This is a genomic window from Aquabacterium soli (genome assembly GCF_003933735.1).
In the GTDB taxonomy this organism is placed as follows: domain Bacteria; phylum Pseudomonadota; class Gammaproteobacteria; order Burkholderiales; family Burkholderiaceae_C; genus Aquabacterium; species Aquabacterium soli.
The window spans coordinates 64,149-81,583 of sequence record NZ_RSED01000010.1 but is presented as its reverse complement, the minus strand read 5'-3'; the positions used below and the strand labels follow the sequence as shown (position 1 = coordinate 81,583).

At 67.2% G+C, this 17,435-nt stretch carries 17 protein-coding genes; 11 read left to right on the top strand and 6 right to left on the bottom strand.

The features are described from left to right. Positions 1-5 precede the first annotated feature (5 nt). Positions 6-2,039: a monovalent cation:proton antiporter family protein gene (locus tag EIP75_RS13950; RefSeq protein ID WP_125243892.1), complete on the bottom strand. Its 2,034-nt coding sequence runs from the start codon at positions 2,037-2,039 to the stop codon at positions 6-8. 44 nt (positions 2,040-2,083) lie between these two features. Here EIP75_RS13950 and EIP75_RS13945 point away from each other — a divergent pair, with 44 nt between their 5' ends. Genes EIP75_RS13945 through EIP75_RS13930 form a run of 4 tightly spaced genes read left to right on the top strand, consistent with a single transcriptional unit; the run spans position 2,084 to position 5,140 of the window. After that, positions 2,084-3,103, top strand: coding sequence for a KpsF/GutQ family sugar-phosphate isomerase (locus tag EIP75_RS13945; protein WP_125243891.1), 1,020 nt, complete (start codon positions 2,084-2,086; stop codon positions 3,101-3,103). Between the two features lie 29 nt (positions 3,104-3,132). Continuing rightward, positions 3,133-3,720, top strand: a complete 588-nt coding sequence (locus EIP75_RS13940; protein WP_125243890.1) for a KdsC family phosphatase — start codon at positions 3,133-3,135, stop codon at positions 3,718-3,720. Next, positions 3,717-4,340: an LPS export ABC transporter periplasmic protein LptC gene (gene lptC, locus EIP75_RS13935; protein WP_158622856.1), complete on the top strand. Its 624-nt coding sequence runs from the start codon at positions 3,717-3,719 to the stop codon at positions 4,338-4,340. Before EIP75_RS13940 ends, lptC begins: the two co-directional genes overlap by 4 nt. 14 nt (positions 4,341-4,354) lie before the next feature. Beyond that, on the top strand, positions 4,355-5,140 hold the full coding sequence (locus EIP75_RS13930) for an SDR family oxidoreductase (protein ID WP_125243998.1): 786 nt from the start codon (positions 4,355-4,357) through the stop codon (positions 5,138-5,140). 3 nt (positions 5,141-5,143) lie between these two features. Here the strand turns inward: EIP75_RS13930 and EIP75_RS24150 are convergent, their stop codons facing one another. Both EIP75_RS24150 and rbp read right to left on the bottom strand, forming a co-directional pair. Next, positions 5,144-5,596 carry a hypothetical protein gene (locus EIP75_RS24150; RefSeq protein ID WP_158622855.1) on the bottom strand — a complete coding sequence of 151 codons (453 nt, stop codon included), beginning with the start codon at positions 5,594-5,596 and terminating at the stop codon, positions 5,144-5,146. A 230-nt stretch (positions 5,597-5,826) separates the two neighbouring features. Further along, a complete protein-coding gene (rbp, locus tag EIP75_RS13920) occupies positions 5,827-6,261 on the bottom strand; it encodes an RNA-binding regulator (protein WP_125243888.1) in 435 nt (144 codons plus the stop codon). A 244-nt stretch (positions 6,262-6,505) separates the two neighbouring features. On the opposite strand from rbp, the gene EIP75_RS13915 reads away from it, so the two are divergent. Next, positions 6,506-7,507 carry a hypothetical protein gene (locus EIP75_RS13915; protein WP_125243887.1) on the top strand — a complete coding sequence of 334 codons (1,002 nt, stop codon included), beginning with the start codon at positions 6,506-6,508 and terminating at the stop codon, positions 7,505-7,507. Positions 7,508-7,559: 52 nt separating this feature from the next. Here EIP75_RS13915 and EIP75_RS13910 read toward each other — a convergent pair whose 3' ends face one another. Continuing rightward, positions 7,560-8,378, bottom strand: coding sequence for an SDR family oxidoreductase (locus EIP75_RS13910; protein ID WP_233584859.1), 819 nt, complete (start codon positions 8,376-8,378; stop codon positions 7,560-7,562). A gap of 82 nt (positions 8,379-8,460) precedes the next feature. Between EIP75_RS13910 and EIP75_RS13905 the strand changes: the two genes are divergently transcribed. Both EIP75_RS13905 and EIP75_RS13900 read left to right on the top strand, forming a co-directional pair. Beyond that, entirely contained in the window at positions 8,461-8,874 is a 414-nt protein-coding gene (locus EIP75_RS13905; protein WP_125243886.1) for a YchJ family protein, read from the top strand. A 199-nt stretch (positions 8,875-9,073) separates the two neighbouring features. Further along, positions 9,074-10,132 carry a sterol desaturase family protein gene (locus EIP75_RS13900; RefSeq protein ID WP_233584858.1) on the top strand — a complete coding sequence of 353 codons (1,059 nt, stop codon included), beginning with the start codon at positions 9,074-9,076 and terminating at the stop codon, positions 10,130-10,132. On the opposite strand, the gene EIP75_RS24145 is transcribed toward EIP75_RS13900, so the two are convergent. Continuing rightward, positions 10,104-10,355, bottom strand: a complete 252-nt coding sequence (locus EIP75_RS24145) for a YkgJ family cysteine cluster protein (RefSeq protein ID WP_199758592.1) — start codon at positions 10,353-10,355, stop codon at positions 10,104-10,106. The genes EIP75_RS13900 and EIP75_RS24145 overlap by 29 nt on opposite strands. 243 nt (positions 10,356-10,598) lie before the next feature. Between EIP75_RS24145 and mnmG the strand changes: the two genes are divergently transcribed. The 4 genes from mnmG (at position 10,599) to EIP75_RS13880 (ending at position 15,314) form a co-directional block, all read left to right on the top strand. Further along, the gene (gene mnmG, locus EIP75_RS13895; RefSeq protein WP_125243885.1) at positions 10,599-12,692 is read left to right on the top strand and encodes a tRNA uridine-5-carboxymethylaminomethyl(34) synthesis enzyme MnmG; all 2,094 of its coding nucleotides are present in this window, start codon (positions 10,599-10,601) and stop codon (positions 12,690-12,692) included. 71 nt (positions 12,693-12,763) lie between these two features. Further along, a complete protein-coding gene (gene rsmG / locus EIP75_RS13890; protein WP_125243995.1) occupies positions 12,764-13,444 on the top strand; it encodes a 16S rRNA (guanine(527)-N(7))-methyltransferase RsmG in 681 nt (226 codons plus the stop codon). 136 nt (positions 13,445-13,580) lie between these two features. Beyond that, on the top strand, positions 13,581-14,390 hold the full coding sequence (locus EIP75_RS13885; RefSeq protein ID WP_125243884.1) for a PEP-CTERM sorting domain-containing protein: 810 nt from the start codon (positions 13,581-13,583) through the stop codon (positions 14,388-14,390). 144 nt (positions 14,391-14,534) lie between these two features. Beyond that, the gene (locus EIP75_RS13880) at positions 14,535-15,314 is read left to right on the top strand and encodes a ParA family protein (RefSeq protein ID WP_125243883.1); all 780 of its coding nucleotides are present in this window, start codon (positions 14,535-14,537) and stop codon (positions 15,312-15,314) included. Positions 15,315-15,347: 33 nt separating this feature from the next. Here the strand turns inward: EIP75_RS13880 and EIP75_RS13875 are convergent, their stop codons facing one another. Beyond that, a complete protein-coding gene (locus EIP75_RS13875; protein ID WP_125243882.1) occupies positions 15,348-17,354 on the bottom strand; it encodes a PAS domain-containing hybrid sensor histidine kinase/response regulator in 2,007 nt (668 codons plus the stop codon). Between the last annotated feature and the right edge of the window lie 81 nt (positions 17,355-17,435).

Sequence of the window (17,435 nt, the reverse complement as noted above, 5' to 3'; positions counted from 1 at the left end):
GGGGCCTAGCCGTTGAGCAGGGTGTGCTCTGCGCGCGCCAGGGCCTGAGGCCGGCCTGACAGCACCAGCGTATCGCCCGCCTGCACGCGGACGGCAGGATCGGGCGCGACCACGGCGCCACCCGCGCGGCGCAGGGAGACCACCGCCACGGACTCCATCATGGGGTGCAATTCGCCGATGCTCAAGCCCGCGCAGGCCGCATCGGCCGCCAGCGTGACGGATTGCAGACGCTTGAGCTCGAGTTCGTCCACCGAATCGTCGTCCGCCCCGTGGAAATAGTCGCGCAGCAGGCCGTAGCGGGCCGAGCGCTGCTCGCGCACCAGCCGCAGCACCCGCCGCATCGGCACGCCCACCAGGGCCAGGGCCTGCGAACCCAGCATCAGCGAGCCCTCGATGGCCTCGGGCACGACGGCGGCGGCGCCGGCGGCCTGCAGGGCGTCCAGCCCGGTGTCGTCCAGCGTGCGGACCACGGTGGGCACGTGCGGAGCCTGCTCGTGCACCAGCGCCAGGATCTTGAGCGCCGCGGGCACGCTGGGCCAGGTGATCACCACCGCATTGGCGCGCGACAGGCCGGCGGCCATCAGGCTTTGCAGCCGCGTGGCATCGCCGAACACCACGTTCTGGCCGGCGGCGGCGGCCTGCTGCACCCGGTCGGGGTCGAGGTCGAGCGCGATGTAGGGGATCTTTTCAAGCTCCAGCAGGCGGGCCAGGTTCTGGCCGCTGCGCCCGTAGCCGCAGATCAGCACGTGCTGCTCGGTGTTGATGGCCTTGGAGGCGATCCTGGTCATGGCCAGCGACTGCATCATCCAGTCGGTGGACGAGAGCCGCGTGACGATGCGGTTGCTGTGCATGATGATGACCGGTGTGGCCAGCATGGACAGCACCATCGAGGCCAGCAGCGGGCTTTGGGCCTGCGGTGAGACCAGGCCGTGTTCGCTGGCCAGGCTCAGCAGCACGAAGCCGAACTCCCCCGCCTGCGCCAGGTACAGGCCGGTGCGCAGGGCCACGCCTGACTGGGCGCCGAACCAGCGCGCCAGCGAGGCCACCAGGGCGAACTTGAACAGCACCGGCAGCGTGGTCAGCAAGGCCACCAGAGCCCAGTGGTCCACCACGTGGTGCCAGTCGAGCTTCATGCCGATGGTGATGAAGAACAGGCCCAGCAGCACGTCGTGGAAGGGGCGGATGTCGGTTTCCACCTGGTGCTTGTACTCGGTCTCGGCCACCAGCATGCCTGCCACGAAGGCGCCCAGGGCCAGCGACAGGCCGAAGTGTTCCGTGAGCCAGGCCAGGCCCAGGGTGACCAGAAGCAGGTTGAGCATGAAGAGCTCTTCGCTCTTGCGCCGGGCCACCAGGGTCAGCCACCAGTGCATCAGCTTCTGACCGCCCATCAGCAGCAGGCCCAGCAGCACGGCGGCCTTGAGCGTGGCCAGGAGCAGAGCGCGGGTCAGGTCGGCCGGGCTGGCGCTGAGCGTAGGGATCAGCACCAGCAGGGGCACCACGGCCAGATCCTGGAACAGCAGGATGCCCATCACCCGTTTGCCGTGCTCGGAATCGAGCTCCAGCCGCTCGGCCATCATCTTGACGACGATGGCGGTGGAGCTCATGGCCAGCGCGCCACCCAGGGCGATGCTGCTCTGCCAGTTCAGGCCCCAGCCGAGCAGGCCATCGGGGTGGGCGCTGTGGCTGTCGATCGAGCCGATCCAGCCCACCACACCCGCCAGTGCGAAATAGCCCGCCACCGTGGCCGCCATGGTCAGCAGCACCTGGCTGGAGCCCAGGCCGAACACCAGCGAACGCATGCTGCGCAGCTTGGGCAGGTTGAACTCCAGCCCGATCACGAACATCAGGAACACCACGCCGAACTCGGCCAGGTGTTCCACGCCGGAGGAATCCTGTGCCAGGGCCAGCGCGTTGGGCCCGATGACCACACCCACGACGAGGTAGCCCAGCATGGGCGGCAGGCGCAGCAGGCGGCACAGCACCACGCCGATCACCGCGGCAAAAAGGTAGAGCAGTGTCAGGTCGAGCGTGGTGGCCATGTTGTCCCTAGAATCCCTGGATCCTACTGTGTGGTTCCGTGTCCATGTCCCCAAGTTCTTCTTCTGGCGCACCCGCCTTGCTGGCCGACGAGGCTTTGGCAGCCCTGGCGCGCCAGGCCCTGCAGATCGAAGCCCAGGCCCTGCTGGATGTGCGCGCCCGGCTCGAAGGCCCGGCCGGCGCTGAGTTCGCGCGCGCCGTGGCCGTGGTGCTGGCCTGCCGGGGCCGGGTGGTGGTGATGGGCATGGGCAAGAGTGGCCATGTGGGACGCAAGATCGCGGCCACGCTGGCCTCCACCGGCACCCCCGCCATGTTCGTGCACCCGGCCGAGGCCCACCACGGCGATCTGGGCATGGTGACGCCCGGTGATGTGGTGCTGGCCATCTCCAACTCCGGCGAGAGCGAAGAGCTCACCGGCCTGCTGCCCGTGCTCAAGCGCCAGGGCATCCCCCTGATCGCCATGACGGGCAAGCCCGAATCGGCCTTGGCCCGCCATGCCGATGTGGTGCTCGACAGCGCCGTGGCGGTGGAAGCCTGCCCCCTGAACCTGGCCCCCACCGCCAGCACCACCGCCCAGATGGCCCTGGGCGACGCACTGGCCGTGACCTTGCTGGACGTGCGCGGCTTCAAGCCGGAAGACTTTGCCCGATCGCATCCCGGCGGCTCGCTGGGCCGGCGCCTGCTGACCCATGTGCGCGACGTGATGCGCTCGGGCGATGCCGTGCCCGCCGTGGGCGCCGACGCCGCCTTTGGCGAGCTGATGCGCGAGATGAGCGCCAAGGGCCTGGGCGCCGCGGCCATCGTCGATGCCGAACGCCGCGTGCTGGGCATCTTCACCGACGGCGACCTGCGCCGAAAGATCGAGGCCGGCACCGACCTGCGCGCCACCACCGCTGCCCAGGTCATGACGCCCGGCCCCCGCACCATCGGCGATGAGCTGCTGGCCGCCGAGGCCGTGGCCGTGATGGAAGAACGCCGCATCACCACCTTGCTGGTGGTCGACGCCGACCGCCGCCTGGTGGGCGCCCTCAACACCAACGACCTGATGCGCGCCAAGGTCATCTGACCGTCGTCGCCATCTTCACTGCTGCCTGCATGCGATCCCTCACCCCCTCCCTGCGATTCGACGACGCCCTGCTGGCCCGGGCCCGCGACATCCGCGCCTGCATTTTCGACGTCGATGGCGTGCTGACCGATGGCAGCCTCTACATCAGCGAGGCGGGTGAAACGCTCAAGGCCTTCCATGCGCTCGACGGCCATGGCCTGAAGCTGCTGGCGCAGGGCGGCATCACGCCCATCGTGATCACCGGCCGGGATTCACCCGCCGTGCGCCGCCGCCTGAAGGACCTGGGCCTGACCCACGCCGCGTTCGGCGCCCACGACAAGCTGGCCGCCGCCATGCCCCTGCTGGCTGCGCTGGGCCTGGACTGGCCGCAGGTGGCTGCCATGGGCGACGACTGGCCCGACCTGCCCTTGCTGTTGCGCGCCGGCTGGGCCTGCGCGCCGGCCAATGCACATGCCGAGGCGCGCGCGGTGGCCCACCATGTCACCACCGCGCAAGGCGGCCACGGTGCCGCGCGCGAGTGCTGCGACCTGCTGCTGCAGGCCAATGGCCGCTACGAGGCGCTGCTGCATGGCCACCTGACCACCCTGGACACCAACGTGCCGGAGGGCCGCGCGTGAACACCTCGCGCTCCCTGGCCTTGATCCTGGACCGCGCACGGGCGGCCTTTCCGATCGTGGTGCTGGCGGGCCTGGCGGCCTACACCTGGTGGCTGGTGCAGTCGGTTCCTTCGGAAGACGATGGCGACCGCGCGGCCATCCCGCCCAGCACCCCCGACTATGTGCTCGACGATGCCATGGTCGAGCGATTCGACCTGTCGGGCAAGCGCGTGTCCGTGCTGCGCGGCAGCACCATCACGCACTTTCCGCAGGGCGACCGCCTGGTCGTCAGCACGCTGCACATGGTGGCCGAAGATGCGCAGGGGCAGCACCTCACGGCGCGGGCCATCGAGGGCACCTACCAGGGCGATGACGCCATCGTCAACCTGAAGGGCGAGGCCCATGTGGTGGCCACCCCGCCGGCGCCCAACCAGGCCCGCGGCCCGGTGGTGTTCGACGGCGAGGAACTGATGATGCACACGGACACCCGTCGTGTGACCTCCCGGCAGCCGGTGCGCGTGACCAGCCCGGAAGGCGTGGTCAATGCCCGCAGCCTGGACTATGACGCGCGCACCGGCCAGACCCAGTTGGGTGGGCGCGTGTCGGGTCGCTTGCAACAGAACAAGGCCGCGCAGCCGTGAGCAGTTCCCGCCCGATGCCGCTGGTGTTCATCACCGGGGCCTCCAGCGGCATCGGCCAGGCATTGGCCAGACGCTACCTGACGCAGGGCGCCAGGCTGGCGCTGGTGGCGCGCCGCGTGGAGGCCTTGCAGGCCTGGGTGGCCACGCAAGGCGAGGCCGGCGCACGCGTGGCGCTGTACCAGGTCGACGTGCGTGACACCGAAGCCCTGCTGGCGGTGGCCGCGCGCTGCCTGGCCGATCATGGGGTGCCCGACACCGTGATTGCCAATGCCGGTGTCAGCATCGGCGTGGACCTGTCGCTGGCCGAAGACCTGCCCGTGCTGCGCGAGCTCTACGAAACCAATGTGCTGGGCATGGCCGCCACCTTCCAGCCCTTCATCGAGCCGATGGCCCGGCGCGGCAGCGGCACCCTGGTGGGCGTGGCCAGCGTGGCCGCGGCCCGCGGCCTGCCAGGCCATGCGGGGTACTGCGGCACCAAGGCTGCCGTGGTGCAGATGTGCGAGACCTTGAGGGGCGAACTGCGCGGCCGGGGCTTGAAGGTGGTCACCCTGACGCCGGGCTATGTCGCCACGCCCTTGACAGCACACAACGACTACCCGATGCCCTTCCTGATGGATGCGGATGACTTCGCAGCACATGCCCTGCCCGCCATCGAGCGGGGGGAACGGTTCAAGGTGATCCCCTGGCCAATGGGCGTGGTCTACGCTGTACTACGAGCCTTGCCGCGAGGCTTGTTCGACGCCCTGGTGGGCTCGCAAAAGCACCGCAAGAAGCGGCGGCGCCCCCAGGGACAGGCCTGAGCCTCAGTGCCCGTGACGGTCGTGACGATCATGCCTGTCGTGTCGGTCATGGCGTCCCCGGTGGTCGTGTCGGTCATGGCGATCATGGCGATCATGGCGGTCCCAGCGGCGGCCATGGTCATGGATCACCACGGGGCGGCGCGCATCCTGCACGAAGTACACCGGTTGGCCGCAGGCGCCGTAGCGACCGCAGTAGCTGGACCAGCGCTTGTAGTGGCCCGGAGGCACGTGCATGTAGATGGGCTGCTGGACCACGGCCACGGGTGAAGACTGGACGATCACGGGCTGCTGGTAGATCACCGCAGGGCGTTGCTCACCCACGATCACGCGCCCGTAGAAACCCGGTTGGTTCACGCCTACGCTGACGTTCACGCCGGCCTGCGCACCCTGCGCCAGGGCCAGCCCAGTGGCGGCGGCCAACAGGACGTGGCGGATGGTGTTCTTGAGGTGCTTCATGTTGTCGACTCCTTCGCCTGGAGGCAGGCGCTGTTGTGCCTGTTCAACGGATGGAGAGGCGGTGGCGACGACAGGTTTTGTGTAAGCAAATGACAAAGCTTCGGTTCAGCTTCGGGGCATTTGCAGCGATGCGCGATGAGGGGCCACCCGCCCGGGATGGCATTGCGGCAGGCAAAAAAAAGGGTGCCCTGAGGGCACCGCTTTTGTGTTTCTTGAGAAACCCGGATGGATCAGTAGCCACCGTCGCGGCGACCACCGCCGTAGCCACCACCGCCGCCGCCTTCGCGACGGCCACCGCCGCCGAAGCCGCCGCCACCGCCTTCGCGACGGCCACCGCCGCCGCCGCCGCCACCGAAGCCGCCTTCACTGCGACCACCGCCGCCGTAGGGGCTGCGGAAACCGCTGGGACGCTCTTCACGGGGACGGGCCACGTTGACGACGATCGAACGACCTGCCAGGGGCTGACCGTTCAGGCCGTTGATGGCGGCTTGCGCTTCGGCATCAGACGTCATTTCGACAAAACCGAAACCCTTGGAACGGCCGGTGTCACGGTCCATCATGACCTTGGCGGATTGCACCGCACCGTAGGCGCCAAAGGCATCCTGCAGATCCTGATCGCGGACGCTGTAGGCCAGATTGCCCACGTACAGCTTGTTGTTGCTCATGGAAAGGAGCTCCTTCTATCTAATCAACCATGTGGAGCTTTCAACCATCGGGACCCATTCCATCGAAGGCGCCGCTACCAGACACAGGACGCCATTATGTGGTCTTTATTTGATTTGGTATAGCACCTGCAACCCTTTTCAGGGGGTCAATTCGTTCGGAAATGTCAAGCACTCAGCTGAGGTGTTGCTTGCGCCCCTCAAATTCACCTAGGGCTAGCCCCTAAGATTTCCCAAAATAGCGAGCATGAATATCACGACTACAAATTCAAAAAGCGGCGCCTTCGCGCCCGATGGCGCGGCAGGCAGCGAGGTGTCTGGCCGCTTCGATTGGTGGCAGGCCGTGGTGCGCGTGCTGGGCAGCATCGAGGCGGTGCGCGATGGCCGCGCCATGTATGTGCTGCTGGCAGCTTTCGCCGCGGGCGGGCTGGCGTTCGCGATGGCCCAGGCCTCGCTGGGGCGCGATGAGGTGCCCTGGGCTGTGGGGCAGGGTGCAGCCGCCTTGTTCATCGTGTTCTACGGCTCCAATGCCGCGGGTCTGCTGCTGATGGACCGGGCGCTGGGCAGGCCCGCACGCGAAGTGACCGATGCCGTGCTGGATGCGCTGGGAGTGGGCCACCGTGTGCTCATCACCCTGGCCGTGGTCGGCCTGGCCGCGGCGGCCTTGCTTGGAGTCCTGGCCGGCCTGTTCTGGTTGTGCCGCTTGCCCACGGTCGGGCCTTGGCTCTATGCGTTGGTGGTGCCCCTGACCGTGGTGGTGCTCGGGCTGGCCATGCTGGCCGGGGGGGCGGTGGTGGGCCCGCTGACTGGGCCCACGGTCTGGGCGGGGGCTTCTTCGTGGCAGAGCGTGCGGCAGGTGAGACGCTTTCTTCGCCACCATGTGCTGCACGCGGCCGTGATGATGGTGGGCCTGAGCCTGGTCACCGGCCTGGTGGGGGCCGGCACGGGCTTTGTGGTGATGGCAGGTGGCCGGCTGATGGCCGAAGCCTCGGTGTGGCTCACGGGTGTGGACGTGCCACCCGAGGTGTTGATGGTGGGCTTGTTCGGCGGTGGCCTGAACAACATCAATGCGCGGGTGGTGCCTCCCCAGGCCATGGGCTATATCCATGCGGCCGCCATCGGTGGCGGGGTGGTGTTTTCGCTGGCGCTGGTGATGCCCACGCTGGTCTATCTGCGCGGCGTGTGCGAGATCTACCTGACCTTGCGCAGCCGGGATGCCGAACTTCAAGGCGCACAGAACGAGGTCTGAACATGCGCACGGCGCCGGGGCGAGATCGCCCGCATTGTTGACGCATCAGGCATCAGAAGTGGGCCAGGTAGCCGCCGTCCACCGCCAGCGTCTGGCCGGTGATGTAGCTGGCCGCGCCTGAGGCCAGGAACACCACGGCGCCAGCGACCTCTTGCGGCTGGCCCCAGCGGCCCAGCGAGGTGCGGCGGGCCAGCCAGTCGGCCACGTCCTGGTCGGCAGCCATGGCCGCGTTGGCCTCGGTGGCGAAATAGCCGGGGGCCACGGCGTTGACGGTGATGCCGCGCGGCCCGAACTCTGCCGCCAGGGCCCGGGTGGCCGCGTCCAGGCCGCCCTTGGCCACGGTGTAGGCAGCGTCGCCGGCGCGCGAGATCGGGCCCGCGATCGAGGTGATGTTGATGATCCGCCCACCCAGGGCAGGTGACTGGATGCCGTCGGGCATCAGCCGGGCGGCATCGCGGGCCAGCAGCAGTGGGGCGACCAGGTTGGTGTCAAGCAGGCGCAGGATGTCGGCTGGGCTGAAGGCCTGCAGCGGCCGGCGGTCGCGCTGGCCAACGTTGTTGACCAGGATGTGCAGGGCCCCATGCGTCGCCTCGATGTGGGCAAGGGCCTGTGCGCGGGCGGCCTCGTCGGCGATGTCGAAGGGCAGGGCCCGTGGTGCCGGGCTGGCTTGGGGCAGGTTCTGAGCCACCGCCAGGGCAGCGGCTTGCGCGGCGTGGGCATCGCGGCCATTGATCCACACCGTGGCGCCGGCCTGCGCCAGCGCGTGGGCCATGCTCAGGCCCAGTCCGCGCGCGCCGCCCGTGACCAGGGCCACACGCCCATCGAGCCGGAACGGGCTCTGCGGGCTGCTCATCGGGGCAGGGGGTGTCATGCCATGATTGTGCCTGTCCGACGGCGGGTGGCTGCATGAGCGCACCGGCCTTTGCCACCTCACATTTCTTCAAGAGCCTTCGATGAGCGCGTCCCGCCGCCCCTTGCTGGAACCATGTCCCTGCGGCCTGCCCACGGCCTATGCCGATTGCTGCGGCCGCTACCACCCGGGCGGCGTGCTGCCCATGCAGGCGCCCACACCCGAGGCCTTGATGCGCTCCCGGTACACGGCGTTCGTGAAGGACATCCGCCCCTACTTGATGGAGACCTGGCACCCGACGACACGGCCTGTGGCGATCGACCCCCCCGAGCCAGGCCTGAAGTGGCTGGGCCTGACGATCAAGTCGGCGCTGCCGCCCTCCGAGACCCGCGGCCGGGTGGCCTTCGTGGCCCGTTTCAAGACCGGAGGGCGTGCCCAGCGCCTGGAAGAGATCAGCGATTTCGTGCGCGAGCAGGAGCAGTGGTACTACCTGTCGGCTGTCGAGCCCGGAGGCTGAGCCTGGGCTTTGGCGTCCTGGCGCAGGGGTGAGGTCGTTGCGTTTCCTCAAGACTCCGTGCGTTATGCATGCAACGGGGGCCCTCGATCAGGGGGTGAATGCACCGCGCAAAGGGCTTCCCCGGGAGACAGGCAAGGGGGAAATCCTTATGGTGACGAACAGGCGAAGTACCTTCTGACCACCCCCGTGTGGCCTCACCATGCTCGACACGATCTTCCAATCCCTGACGACCTTCTGGCAGAACCTGGATGCCACCCGGATGCTGATGCTGGTGCTGGGCGGCCTGGCCGTGAGCATCACCGCGCTGGAAGGCGTGGCCATCGCACGCCGTCTCAAGAACCGCGAGGCCTATGACTGGGGCGCCTTCTGGACCACGGTGCGCATCAACGGCTGGCGTCTGGTGGTCGAGGCCATCCCGATGGGGGCCGTGCTGGGCGCCTCGCTGCCGCTGGGCGCGTGGATGTACGAGCACCGTGTCTGGACGGTGCCGATGGACGCCTGGTGGGGTTGGGTGGCCATGTTCTTCACCACCGAATTCTTCTACTACTGGATGCACCGCGCCGGCCACCGCATCCGCTGGTACTGGGCGTCGCACCAGGTGCACCATTCGGGCAACCAGTACAACCTGGCCGCGGCCTTCCGCCAGTCCATCACGGGCAAGATCACGGGCGGCTTCGTGTTCTTCGCGCCGCAGTGCCTGCTGGGCTTCCCGCCCGAGGTGGTGCTGTTCTCGTACGCGATGAACCTGGTCTACCAGTTCTGGATCCACACCGACCTGGTGCCCAAGCTGGGCTGGCTGGAAGGCATCCTGAACACACCGTCGGCGCACCGTGTGCACCATGCCGCCAACGTCGAGTACCTGGATGCCAACTACGGCGGCACCATCCTGCTGTTTGACCGGCTGTTCGGCACCTACGTGCCCGAGAAAGACAACGTGACCATCCGCTACGGCCTGGTCAAGCAGGTGACCACGTACAACGCGCTCAAGATCTGCCTGCACGAGTGGGGCAGCATCGCGCGTGACGTGCTGCGCGCCCGCAGCCTGAAGGATGCCTTGGGTTATATGTTCATGCCGCCAGGATGGGCACCCGATGGCAAGGGTTTGACCACAGAGCAACTGCGCGCGCACATGAAGGTGCTGACAGGTTCAGCGTCTGGGGTGCCGCCCGAGGCCTTGCTGGATGGCAAGATGCCGTTGCCGGCCATGGCCCAGAACCAGGCCGACGGCGTCAGCCCGTCGCACGTTCCAGCTCGCTGAGCCAGTGCATGGCGTGGGCCCGGTCAGGCCCGCACATGTCGGCTGCGGGCTTCAGCGAGCCGCACACCGTGGGCCGCTCTGGCCTGCCGAACAGGCCACAGCGCAGGGCTTCATCCAGATGAGGGCAGGGCACCCCGGCCGGCTTGCCGTGAGGCAGGCCAGGCAAGGGTGAGCTGATGGACGGGGCGGTGCAGCAGGCACCGCAGCCGGGTCGGCAATGCATGGCGGTATTGTGCCGCGATGCACCTCTGGCCTGTTGAGACTGTGCCGATCCTTTGCCGATGCATCCGTGGGCATCGAGTGGATCTTGTTTCACGTGAAACTTGATGGCAGCCTTCTTTCCGTCATCCCCCACACGGATGCCAGGGAAACGTGCGATCTCCTCTGGCGATCGGACAGCCCCTCCGGGATAATCGAGGCCTTGCGCGGCCCTGTGGCCGCGTCGTCGCTTGTTGCTGGTGTTGTGATGATCTACCCCAAAGAATTCGATGTGATCGTGGTCGGTGGTGGCCACGCGGGCACGGAGGCCGCCTTGGCTGCCGCGCGCATGGGCTGCGCCACCTTGCTGCTGACCCACAACATCGAGACCTTGGGGCAGATGAGTTGCAACCCGTCCATCGGTGGCATCGGCAAGGGGCACCTGGTCAAGGAAGTGGATGCGCTGGGCGGTGCCATGGCCGCCGCCACCGACGAGGGCGGCATCCAGTTCCGCATTCTCAACTCCAGCAAAGGTCCGGCAGTGCGCGCCACGCGCGCCCAGGCCGACCGCATCCTGTACAAGGCGGCCATCCGCCATCGGCTGGAGAACCAGGCCAATCTGTGGATCTTCCAGCAGGCTGTGGACGACCTGATGGTGGAGGGCGATCGGGTGGTGGGGGCGGTTACGCAGGTGGGCGTGCGCTTCCGGGCCCGCACGGTGGTACTGACGGCCGGGACTTTCCTGGACGGCAAGATCCACGTGGGACTGCAGAACTACAGTGCGGGCCGCGCCGGTGATCCACCCGCCGTGAGCCTGTCAGGCCGATTGAAGGAGCTCAAGCTGCCGCAAGGGCGTCTGAAGACAGGCACGCCTCCCCGACTTGACGGCCGCAGCATCGACTTCAGCAAACTGTCCGAGCAGCCTGGCGATGGTGTGGGACTGGTGGGGCAGTGGGGCGAATCCGCACCATCTGGCCCCGAGGTGCCGGTGTTCAGCTTCCTCGGCACCCCGGCGCAGCACCCCCGCCAGCTACCGTGCTGGATCACTCACACCAACGAGCGCACGCACGAGATCATTCGCTCTGGCTTCGACCGCAGCCCGATGTTCACCGGAGTGATCGAAGGGGTAGGGCCGCGTTATTGCCCAAGCATCGAAGACAAGGTGAACCGCTTTGCCGACAAGGATTCGCACCAGATCTTTCTGGAGCCCGAGGGGCTGACCACCAACGAGTTCTATCCCAACGGAATCAGTACCTCGCTGCCCTTCGACATCCAACTGGCAGCCCTGCAGTCCATGCCCGGCCTGGAAGAGGTCTATGTGCTGCGGCCCGGCTATGCCATCGAATACGACTATTTCGATCCACGTGAACTGAAGTCCACGTTCGAAACACGGGCCATCCAGGGTCTGTTCTTCGCAGGGCAGATCAACGGCACGACAGGGTATGAAGAGGCAGCGGCCCAGGGGCTGTATGCAGGCGTGAATGCCGGCTTGCAGGCTCAGGGACGCGAGCCGTTCACCTTGCGCCGGGACCAAGCCTACCTGGGCGTGCTGGTGGACGACCTCATCACCAAGGGTGTGACCGAGCCCTACCGCATGTTCACCAGCCGGGCAGAGTTCCGCCTGCAGCTGCGCGAAGACAACGCCGATCTTCGCTTGACTGAATTGGGTCGTCAGCTGGGGTTGGTAGACGATGTTCGCTGGGATGTCTTCAACCGCAAGCGCGATGCTGTTTCACGTGAAACAGAGCGACTTCGCGCCACGTGGGTGCGTCCCGCCACCTTGCCCGCCGCTGAAGCGGAGCGGATGGTGGGCAAGGCCTTGGAACATGAGTACAGTCTGGCCGATCTGCTGCGTCGCCCGGGTGTTTCATTTGACACGGTGGCAGAGGTGGCTGGCATTGCCAGAGCCCGACCGAACACGAAGCTCTCCCGGTCCGGCACGGACGAGCAGGGTGAGGTTTCACGTGAAACCACCGATGCCGCGCCTTCTCGAGCCCTGTTGCGGGAAGACCTTGGCGTAGGGCTGGCCGACGCGGTGATTGAGCAGGTGGAGATCAGCATCAAGTATGCAGGCTACATCGACAAGCAAAACGAGGAAGTTCAGCGTGCCACCCACTATGAGAACCTGAAGCTGCCGGAGGAGTTGGATTACGCCCAGGTGTCCGCGCTGAGCCATGAGGTACGGCAGAAGCTGCAGCGTCATCGCCCCGAAACCCTTGGCCAGGCCTCGCGCATCTCCGGCGTTACCCCCGCGGCCATCTCCTTGTTGCTGATCCACCTGAAGAAGGGGCGCTTCAAAGGTTTCGATGGGCGTGTTGCGAACAGCGAGACAGCCGACACCGCCAGAGGAGCCGCAGCATGAAGCCGCCCATGTCACGGGAGGGCTCAGGGCGGGGCGCGGGCAGCGTGGCGCACAAACCAGTGGCACATGAGATGTGGACGGCGGAGGCCTGGGGACAGCGGATTCCGGCGGTGCTGGACGGTGTCGCGCTGTCTGCCACCGAGGGACAGACCCTGTCCCTGGCCCGCTACATGGCGCTGCTGCAACGTTGGAACACCACCTACAACCTGACCGCACTGCGCAGCCCTGAGGACATGCTGACCCACCATCTGGCAGATTGCCTGGTGGTGGTCAAACCGCTGCTTGCGCACCTTGGCTTGAGTGCCGAGCAGGCTCAACAGGCACCTGGACGATTCAAGCTGTTGGACGTGGGCAGTGGTGGCGGCCTGCCAGGCGTGGTGCTGGCCATCCTGTGTCCTGCGATCGCGGTGACCTGCGTGGACACGGTGGGGAAGAAAGCCGCGTTCATCCGGCAGGTGGGGGCCGAGTTGGGCCTGGGCAACCTGCGTGCTGAACATGCCCGGGTGGAGCAGCTGGGGGGGCAGTTTGACGTGGTGGCCTCGCGCGCCTTCGCCTCGCTGGTGGACTTCACCACCTGGACGCGGCAGCGGCTGAGCCCGTCCGCGGGGGTCTGGATGGCGATGAAAGGCCGCGACCCCCAGGACGAACTGCAAGCCTTGCCCGCATTCGTTCAGGTACAGAACGTGCAGCCGCTGGTGGTGCCAGGGCTGGAGGCCGAACGCTGCATTGTCTGGATGCGCGCGCTCCCTTGAATCAGGGGTAATGGGCCAGGGTTAACGGTAGTTGATGGGCAGGGGCCCTCGCTGCTAACCTGGAATCCAGCCGCGCGCGTGACGCGAGGCGGCATGATTCCCACATCCAAGTACCGACCAACTGAGGAGAGCCCACATGAAATTCAATGTCAAAACGCTGGTGGCAGCGTCCGTGCTGGCTGCCGCTGGTCTGGCGCAGGCCGCGACGATCGTCGCGCACCCCGGCGAAACACACCAGGGCCTGACCTTGGTGGGCGGCAATGCCGTGCTGTCGTTCAGCTCGTCGCTGGTCACGGCCCTCAACGTGGGCAAGGTGGTGTTCTCTTCGGTGGCGCCCGCCGCAGTGAACGAGGTGTTCACGCCCCGCCCGCCGTTCGGCTCGGTGCGAACGGGTGTCACGGCCAACGCCCCGCTGAGCTTTGTGACGGTGAATGGTGACACCGGCGACGTGCTGAGCGCTGGTTCGCTGGGCGGTGCAACCCTGACCCTGGCCCCACTGGCTGGTGTTTCCACCGGGGGGTGGGTCACGGTGGCCAACCTGAGCGTCAACCTCAATGAAAAGCGTGTGTACGCTGACCTGACCGGCAACTTCTCCGGCGTGTCCGGCGCACAAGCCACCACCTTGTCGCATTTCCACCTGTGGAACTTCGCCTCGCTGACCGGCCCGACCAATGTGCAGGTCGGGGCGGGCAGCTACACCAACGTGATTTCCGGCTTGTCGATCACCCAGGACGGGTTCAACAACTTTGCGGCCGCCCTGGGACTCGTGGAACTCGGTCTGAGCACGCTGCAAAACGTCAGCGACTACGGGAGCATCACTTCCACCATCGTGGCCGAAGGCAAGCTGGTGATGCCACCTCAGGTGCCTGAGCCTGGCACCTGGGCGTTGATGGGGCTGGGTCTGGTCGGCATCACGCTGGCTGCCCGCCGTCGTCACGCTGGCTGAACAGACGCTGCGCCGGACACGGTTGTCACGGCGCTGCAACGAAGCCGCCTCCGGGGCCCCGCGGGCGGCTTTTTTGTGTCCGCTTGCGGCACACAGGGCCGCTGTCGTCTGTTGGCCGGCGGGCCCTGCCGCCATAATCCAGGCATGCCGCACATCTTCTGCATTGCCAACCAAAAGGGCGGGGTCGGCAAGACCACCACCACCGTCAACCTGGCCGCTGGCCTGGCCCAGATCGGGCAGCGGGTGCTGATCGTTGACCTGGATCCGCAGGGCAATGCGACGATGGGCTCGGGGGTGGACAAGCGCACCCTGGAGCACACGGTCTACGACGTGCTGCTGGAGGACGTGACCATCGCGGAGGCACGCCGGCCCAGCCCCAAGGGCGGCTACGACGTGCTGGGCGCCAACCGCGAACTGGCCGGTGCCGAGATCGAGCTGGTCAACCTGGAGCGCCGCGACCGGCGCCTCAAAACCGCCATCGAGGCGGCCGCGGCCGACTACGACTTCGTGCTGATCGATTGTCCGCCGTCACTGAGCCTGCTCACCTTGAACGGCCTGACCTGCGCGCATGGCGTGATCGTGCCCATGCAGTGCGAGTACTTCGCGCTTGAAGGCCTCACCGACCTGGTCAACACCGTCAAGCAGGTTCATGCCAACCTCAACCGCGAACTGCAGTTGATCGGGCTGCTGCGCGTGATGTTCGACCCTCGCATCACCTTGCAGCAGCAGGTCAGCGACCAGCTCAAGAGCCACTTCGGCGACAAGGTGTTCAACACGGTGATCCCGCGCAACGTGCGCCTGGCCGAAGCGCCCAGCCATGGCATGCCCGGGGTGGTGTTCGACCGCAGCAGCAAGGGTGCGCAGGCCTTCATCGAATTCGCGCAGGAGCTGGTGGAGCGCGTCAGGGGCGGCCAGGTGCGCTGAGCCTTGTGACCGGGGCCCGGCGCCAGGCCTGGCTCAGCCGCCCAGGCGGCGCATGTGCTCGTCCAGGCAATCCAGCAGGTTGCTCACATCCAGCGGCTTGGTCAGATAGGCCTCGAAGCCGCGGGCCTTGGCTGCATGGATCTGGTCGGGCATGGCATCGGCCGACAGGGCCACGCGCGGGATGCGCGACAGGCGGTCGTCCTTGTCCAGCTCATTGACCACCTCGAAGCCTGTCATGTCGCCCAGGTGCATGTCCAGCAGCAGCAGGTCGGGATGGGTTTCATGCGCCAGCGCCAGGGCCTGCCGGCCACTCACGGCCACCAGCAGGGTCCATTCCGGGCGCAAGGCGAGGATCTGCTCGACCAGCATCACGTTGACGTCGTTGTCCTCGGCGTAAAGCAGGGTGCCGGTGCGCAGGGGCGCGGCCGCGGGTTCGTCTTCAGAGGCGCGTGCGGCGGGCAGGTCGGGCGCGGCGGGCAGGGCGCTGGCCAGGCTGATGCACACCGTGGTGCCCCGGCCCTTGTGACTGGTGACCTTGATGCCGCCCTCCATCAGCTCCAGCAGCTTGCGCACGATGACCAGGCCAATGCCGGTGCCGTCGACGCCGCTGGACTCTACGCCCAGGCGGTTGAAGGGCTCGAACAGATGCTGCTGCTGCTCCTCGCTCATGCCGATGCCGTTGTCGGTCACGTCGAGGTGCACTTCGCTGCCCTGGGCGCGGGCCTTGATCTGCACCGTGCCGCCCTGGCGGTTGTACTTGATGGCGTTGCTGAGCAGGTTGACCAGCACCTGACGCAGGCGCACGCGGTCGCCGCGCACGTAGAGGTCGGCGGCCACCTCGAGCGGGAGCAGGCGCACGGCGGCGGCGTGCGCGCTTTCCTCCACCATGTTCAGGGCTTCGTCGGTCAGGGCACGCAGGTTGAGCGATTCGATGGACAGCGGCAGGCTGCCGACCTCGATGCGCGACAGGTCGAGCACGTCGTTGATCACGGCCTGCAAGTGAGCGCCCGCTTCTTCGATAAGGCCCACGCGGCGGCGCTGTTCTTCGTCGAGCGCGCGTTGCGTGTCCATGCGCAGCAGCTGTGCAAAGCCGATCACGGCGTTCAGCGGTGTGCGCAGCTCATGGCTCATGCGCGACAGGAAATCGCTCTTGGCCTGGTTGGCGCGATCGGCGGCCTGGGCGTTGACCAGCGCCTCCTGGTAGAGCTTCTGCTCGGTGATGTCGGTCATCACCCCGTACCACTGCGTGCTGCCATCGGGCATGCGGTGAGGCATGCTCCGGGCAGCCACCCAGCGCAGCCCGCGCGAGGGCAGCAGCACGCGGTACTCCTGCTGGATCGGCTCCAGCGTGCGGTGGCTCTCGTCGGCCTCGGCGCCCAGGCGGTGCACGTCGTCGGGATGGATGCGCTGGGCCAGCAGGGTGGCGTCCTGGCGCAGGGTGGGCAGGTCCAGCTCGAACATGGTGCTCATGCTCTCGCTGAGGTAGGGCAGGCTGCGGTGGCCTTGCTGGTCCACCTTGTAGATGAACAGCGCGCTGGGCATGTGGGCGCTCAGGCCCGCCAGCACGTCGTTGCGCTCGCGCAGTTCGGCCTCGATGCGCTTGCGTTCGGAGATGTCGTTGATCACGGCCAGCAGGGCGGTGGGCCGGCCCGCGGTGTCGCGGATCACAGCGACGTGGATGGCGCACCACACCGCCGTGCCGTCGGCGCGGATGTAGCGCTTGTCCAGGCGCAGGCTGGGCAGCAGCCCGATCCGCAATTGTTCGAGCAGCGCCGTGTTGGTGGCGAGGTCGTCGGGATGGGTGATTTCGCTGAAGTGCCGGCCCAGAAGTGCTTCGCGGCGGTGGCCCAGGATGGCGCAGCCGCGGTCGTTGACCAGGGTCATGCGGCCGTCGAGCGTGGACAAGACCTGGCCGGAGGCGCTCAGCTCGAAGCTGGCGCGGTAGCGGTCGGCCTCGGCGCGGGCAGCCTCGAGTTCGGCGCGCAACGTGGCGATGTCGTCTGCCGTGGGGGGCTGCGGTGAACCTGCGGTACTGGACATGGCCTGACTTTATCGGACGAGGCCGGGTCCGTGGGAAACAGGGGGGCAGGTGGGGCGCTTCAAAGCGGCTTTTTGTTGTGT

Coding starts and splice junctions, on each gene's coding strand:
- EIP75_RS13885 (WP_125243884.1), top strand. CDS start 13,581: ATGAAATTCAATGTCAAAACGCTGGTGGCAGCGTCCGTGCTGGCTGCC.
- EIP75_RS13905 (WP_125243886.1), top strand. CDS start 8,461: ATGAGCGCGTCCCGCCGCCCCTTGCTGGAACCATGTCCCTGCGGCCTG.
- rbp (WP_125243888.1), bottom strand. CDS start 6,261: ATGAGCAACAACAAGCTGTACGTGGGCAATCTGGCCTACAGCGTCCGC.
- EIP75_RS13875 (WP_125243882.1), bottom strand. CDS start 17,354: ATGTCCAGTACCGCAGGTTCACCGCAGCCCCCCACGGCAGACGACATC.
- EIP75_RS13915 (WP_125243887.1), top strand. CDS start 6,506: ATGAATATCACGACTACAAATTCAAAAAGCGGCGCCTTCGCGCCCGAT.
- EIP75_RS13900 (WP_233584858.1), top strand. CDS start 9,074: ATGCTCGACACGATCTTCCAATCCCTGACGACCTTCTGGCAGAACCTG.
- EIP75_RS13945 (WP_125243891.1), top strand. CDS start 2,084: ATGTCCCCAAGTTCTTCTTCTGGCGCACCCGCCTTGCTGGCCGACGAG.
- mnmG (WP_125243885.1), top strand. CDS start 10,599: ATGATCTACCCCAAAGAATTCGATGTGATCGTGGTCGGTGGTGGCCAC.
- rsmG (WP_125243995.1), top strand. CDS start 12,764: ATGTGGACGGCGGAGGCCTGGGGACAGCGGATTCCGGCGGTGCTGGAC.
- EIP75_RS13930 (WP_125243998.1), top strand. CDS start 4,355: ATGCCGCTGGTGTTCATCACCGGGGCCTCCAGCGGCATCGGCCAGGCA.
- EIP75_RS13950 (WP_125243892.1), bottom strand. CDS start 2,039: ATGGCCACCACGCTCGACCTGACACTGCTCTACCTTTTTGCCGCGGTG.
- EIP75_RS24145 (WP_199758592.1), bottom strand. CDS start 10,355: ATGCATTGCCGACCCGGCTGCGGTGCCTGCTGCACCGCCCCGTCCATC.
- EIP75_RS24150 (WP_158622855.1), bottom strand. CDS start 5,596: ATGAAGCACCTCAAGAACACCATCCGCCACGTCCTGTTGGCCGCCGCC.
- EIP75_RS13910 (WP_233584859.1), bottom strand. CDS start 8,378: ATGACACCCCCTGCCCCGATGAGCAGCCCGCAGAGCCCGTTCCGGCTC.
- EIP75_RS13940 (WP_125243890.1), top strand. CDS start 3,133: ATGCGATCCCTCACCCCCTCCCTGCGATTCGACGACGCCCTGCTGGCC.
- EIP75_RS13880 (WP_125243883.1), top strand. CDS start 14,535: ATGCCGCACATCTTCTGCATTGCCAACCAAAAGGGCGGGGTCGGCAAG.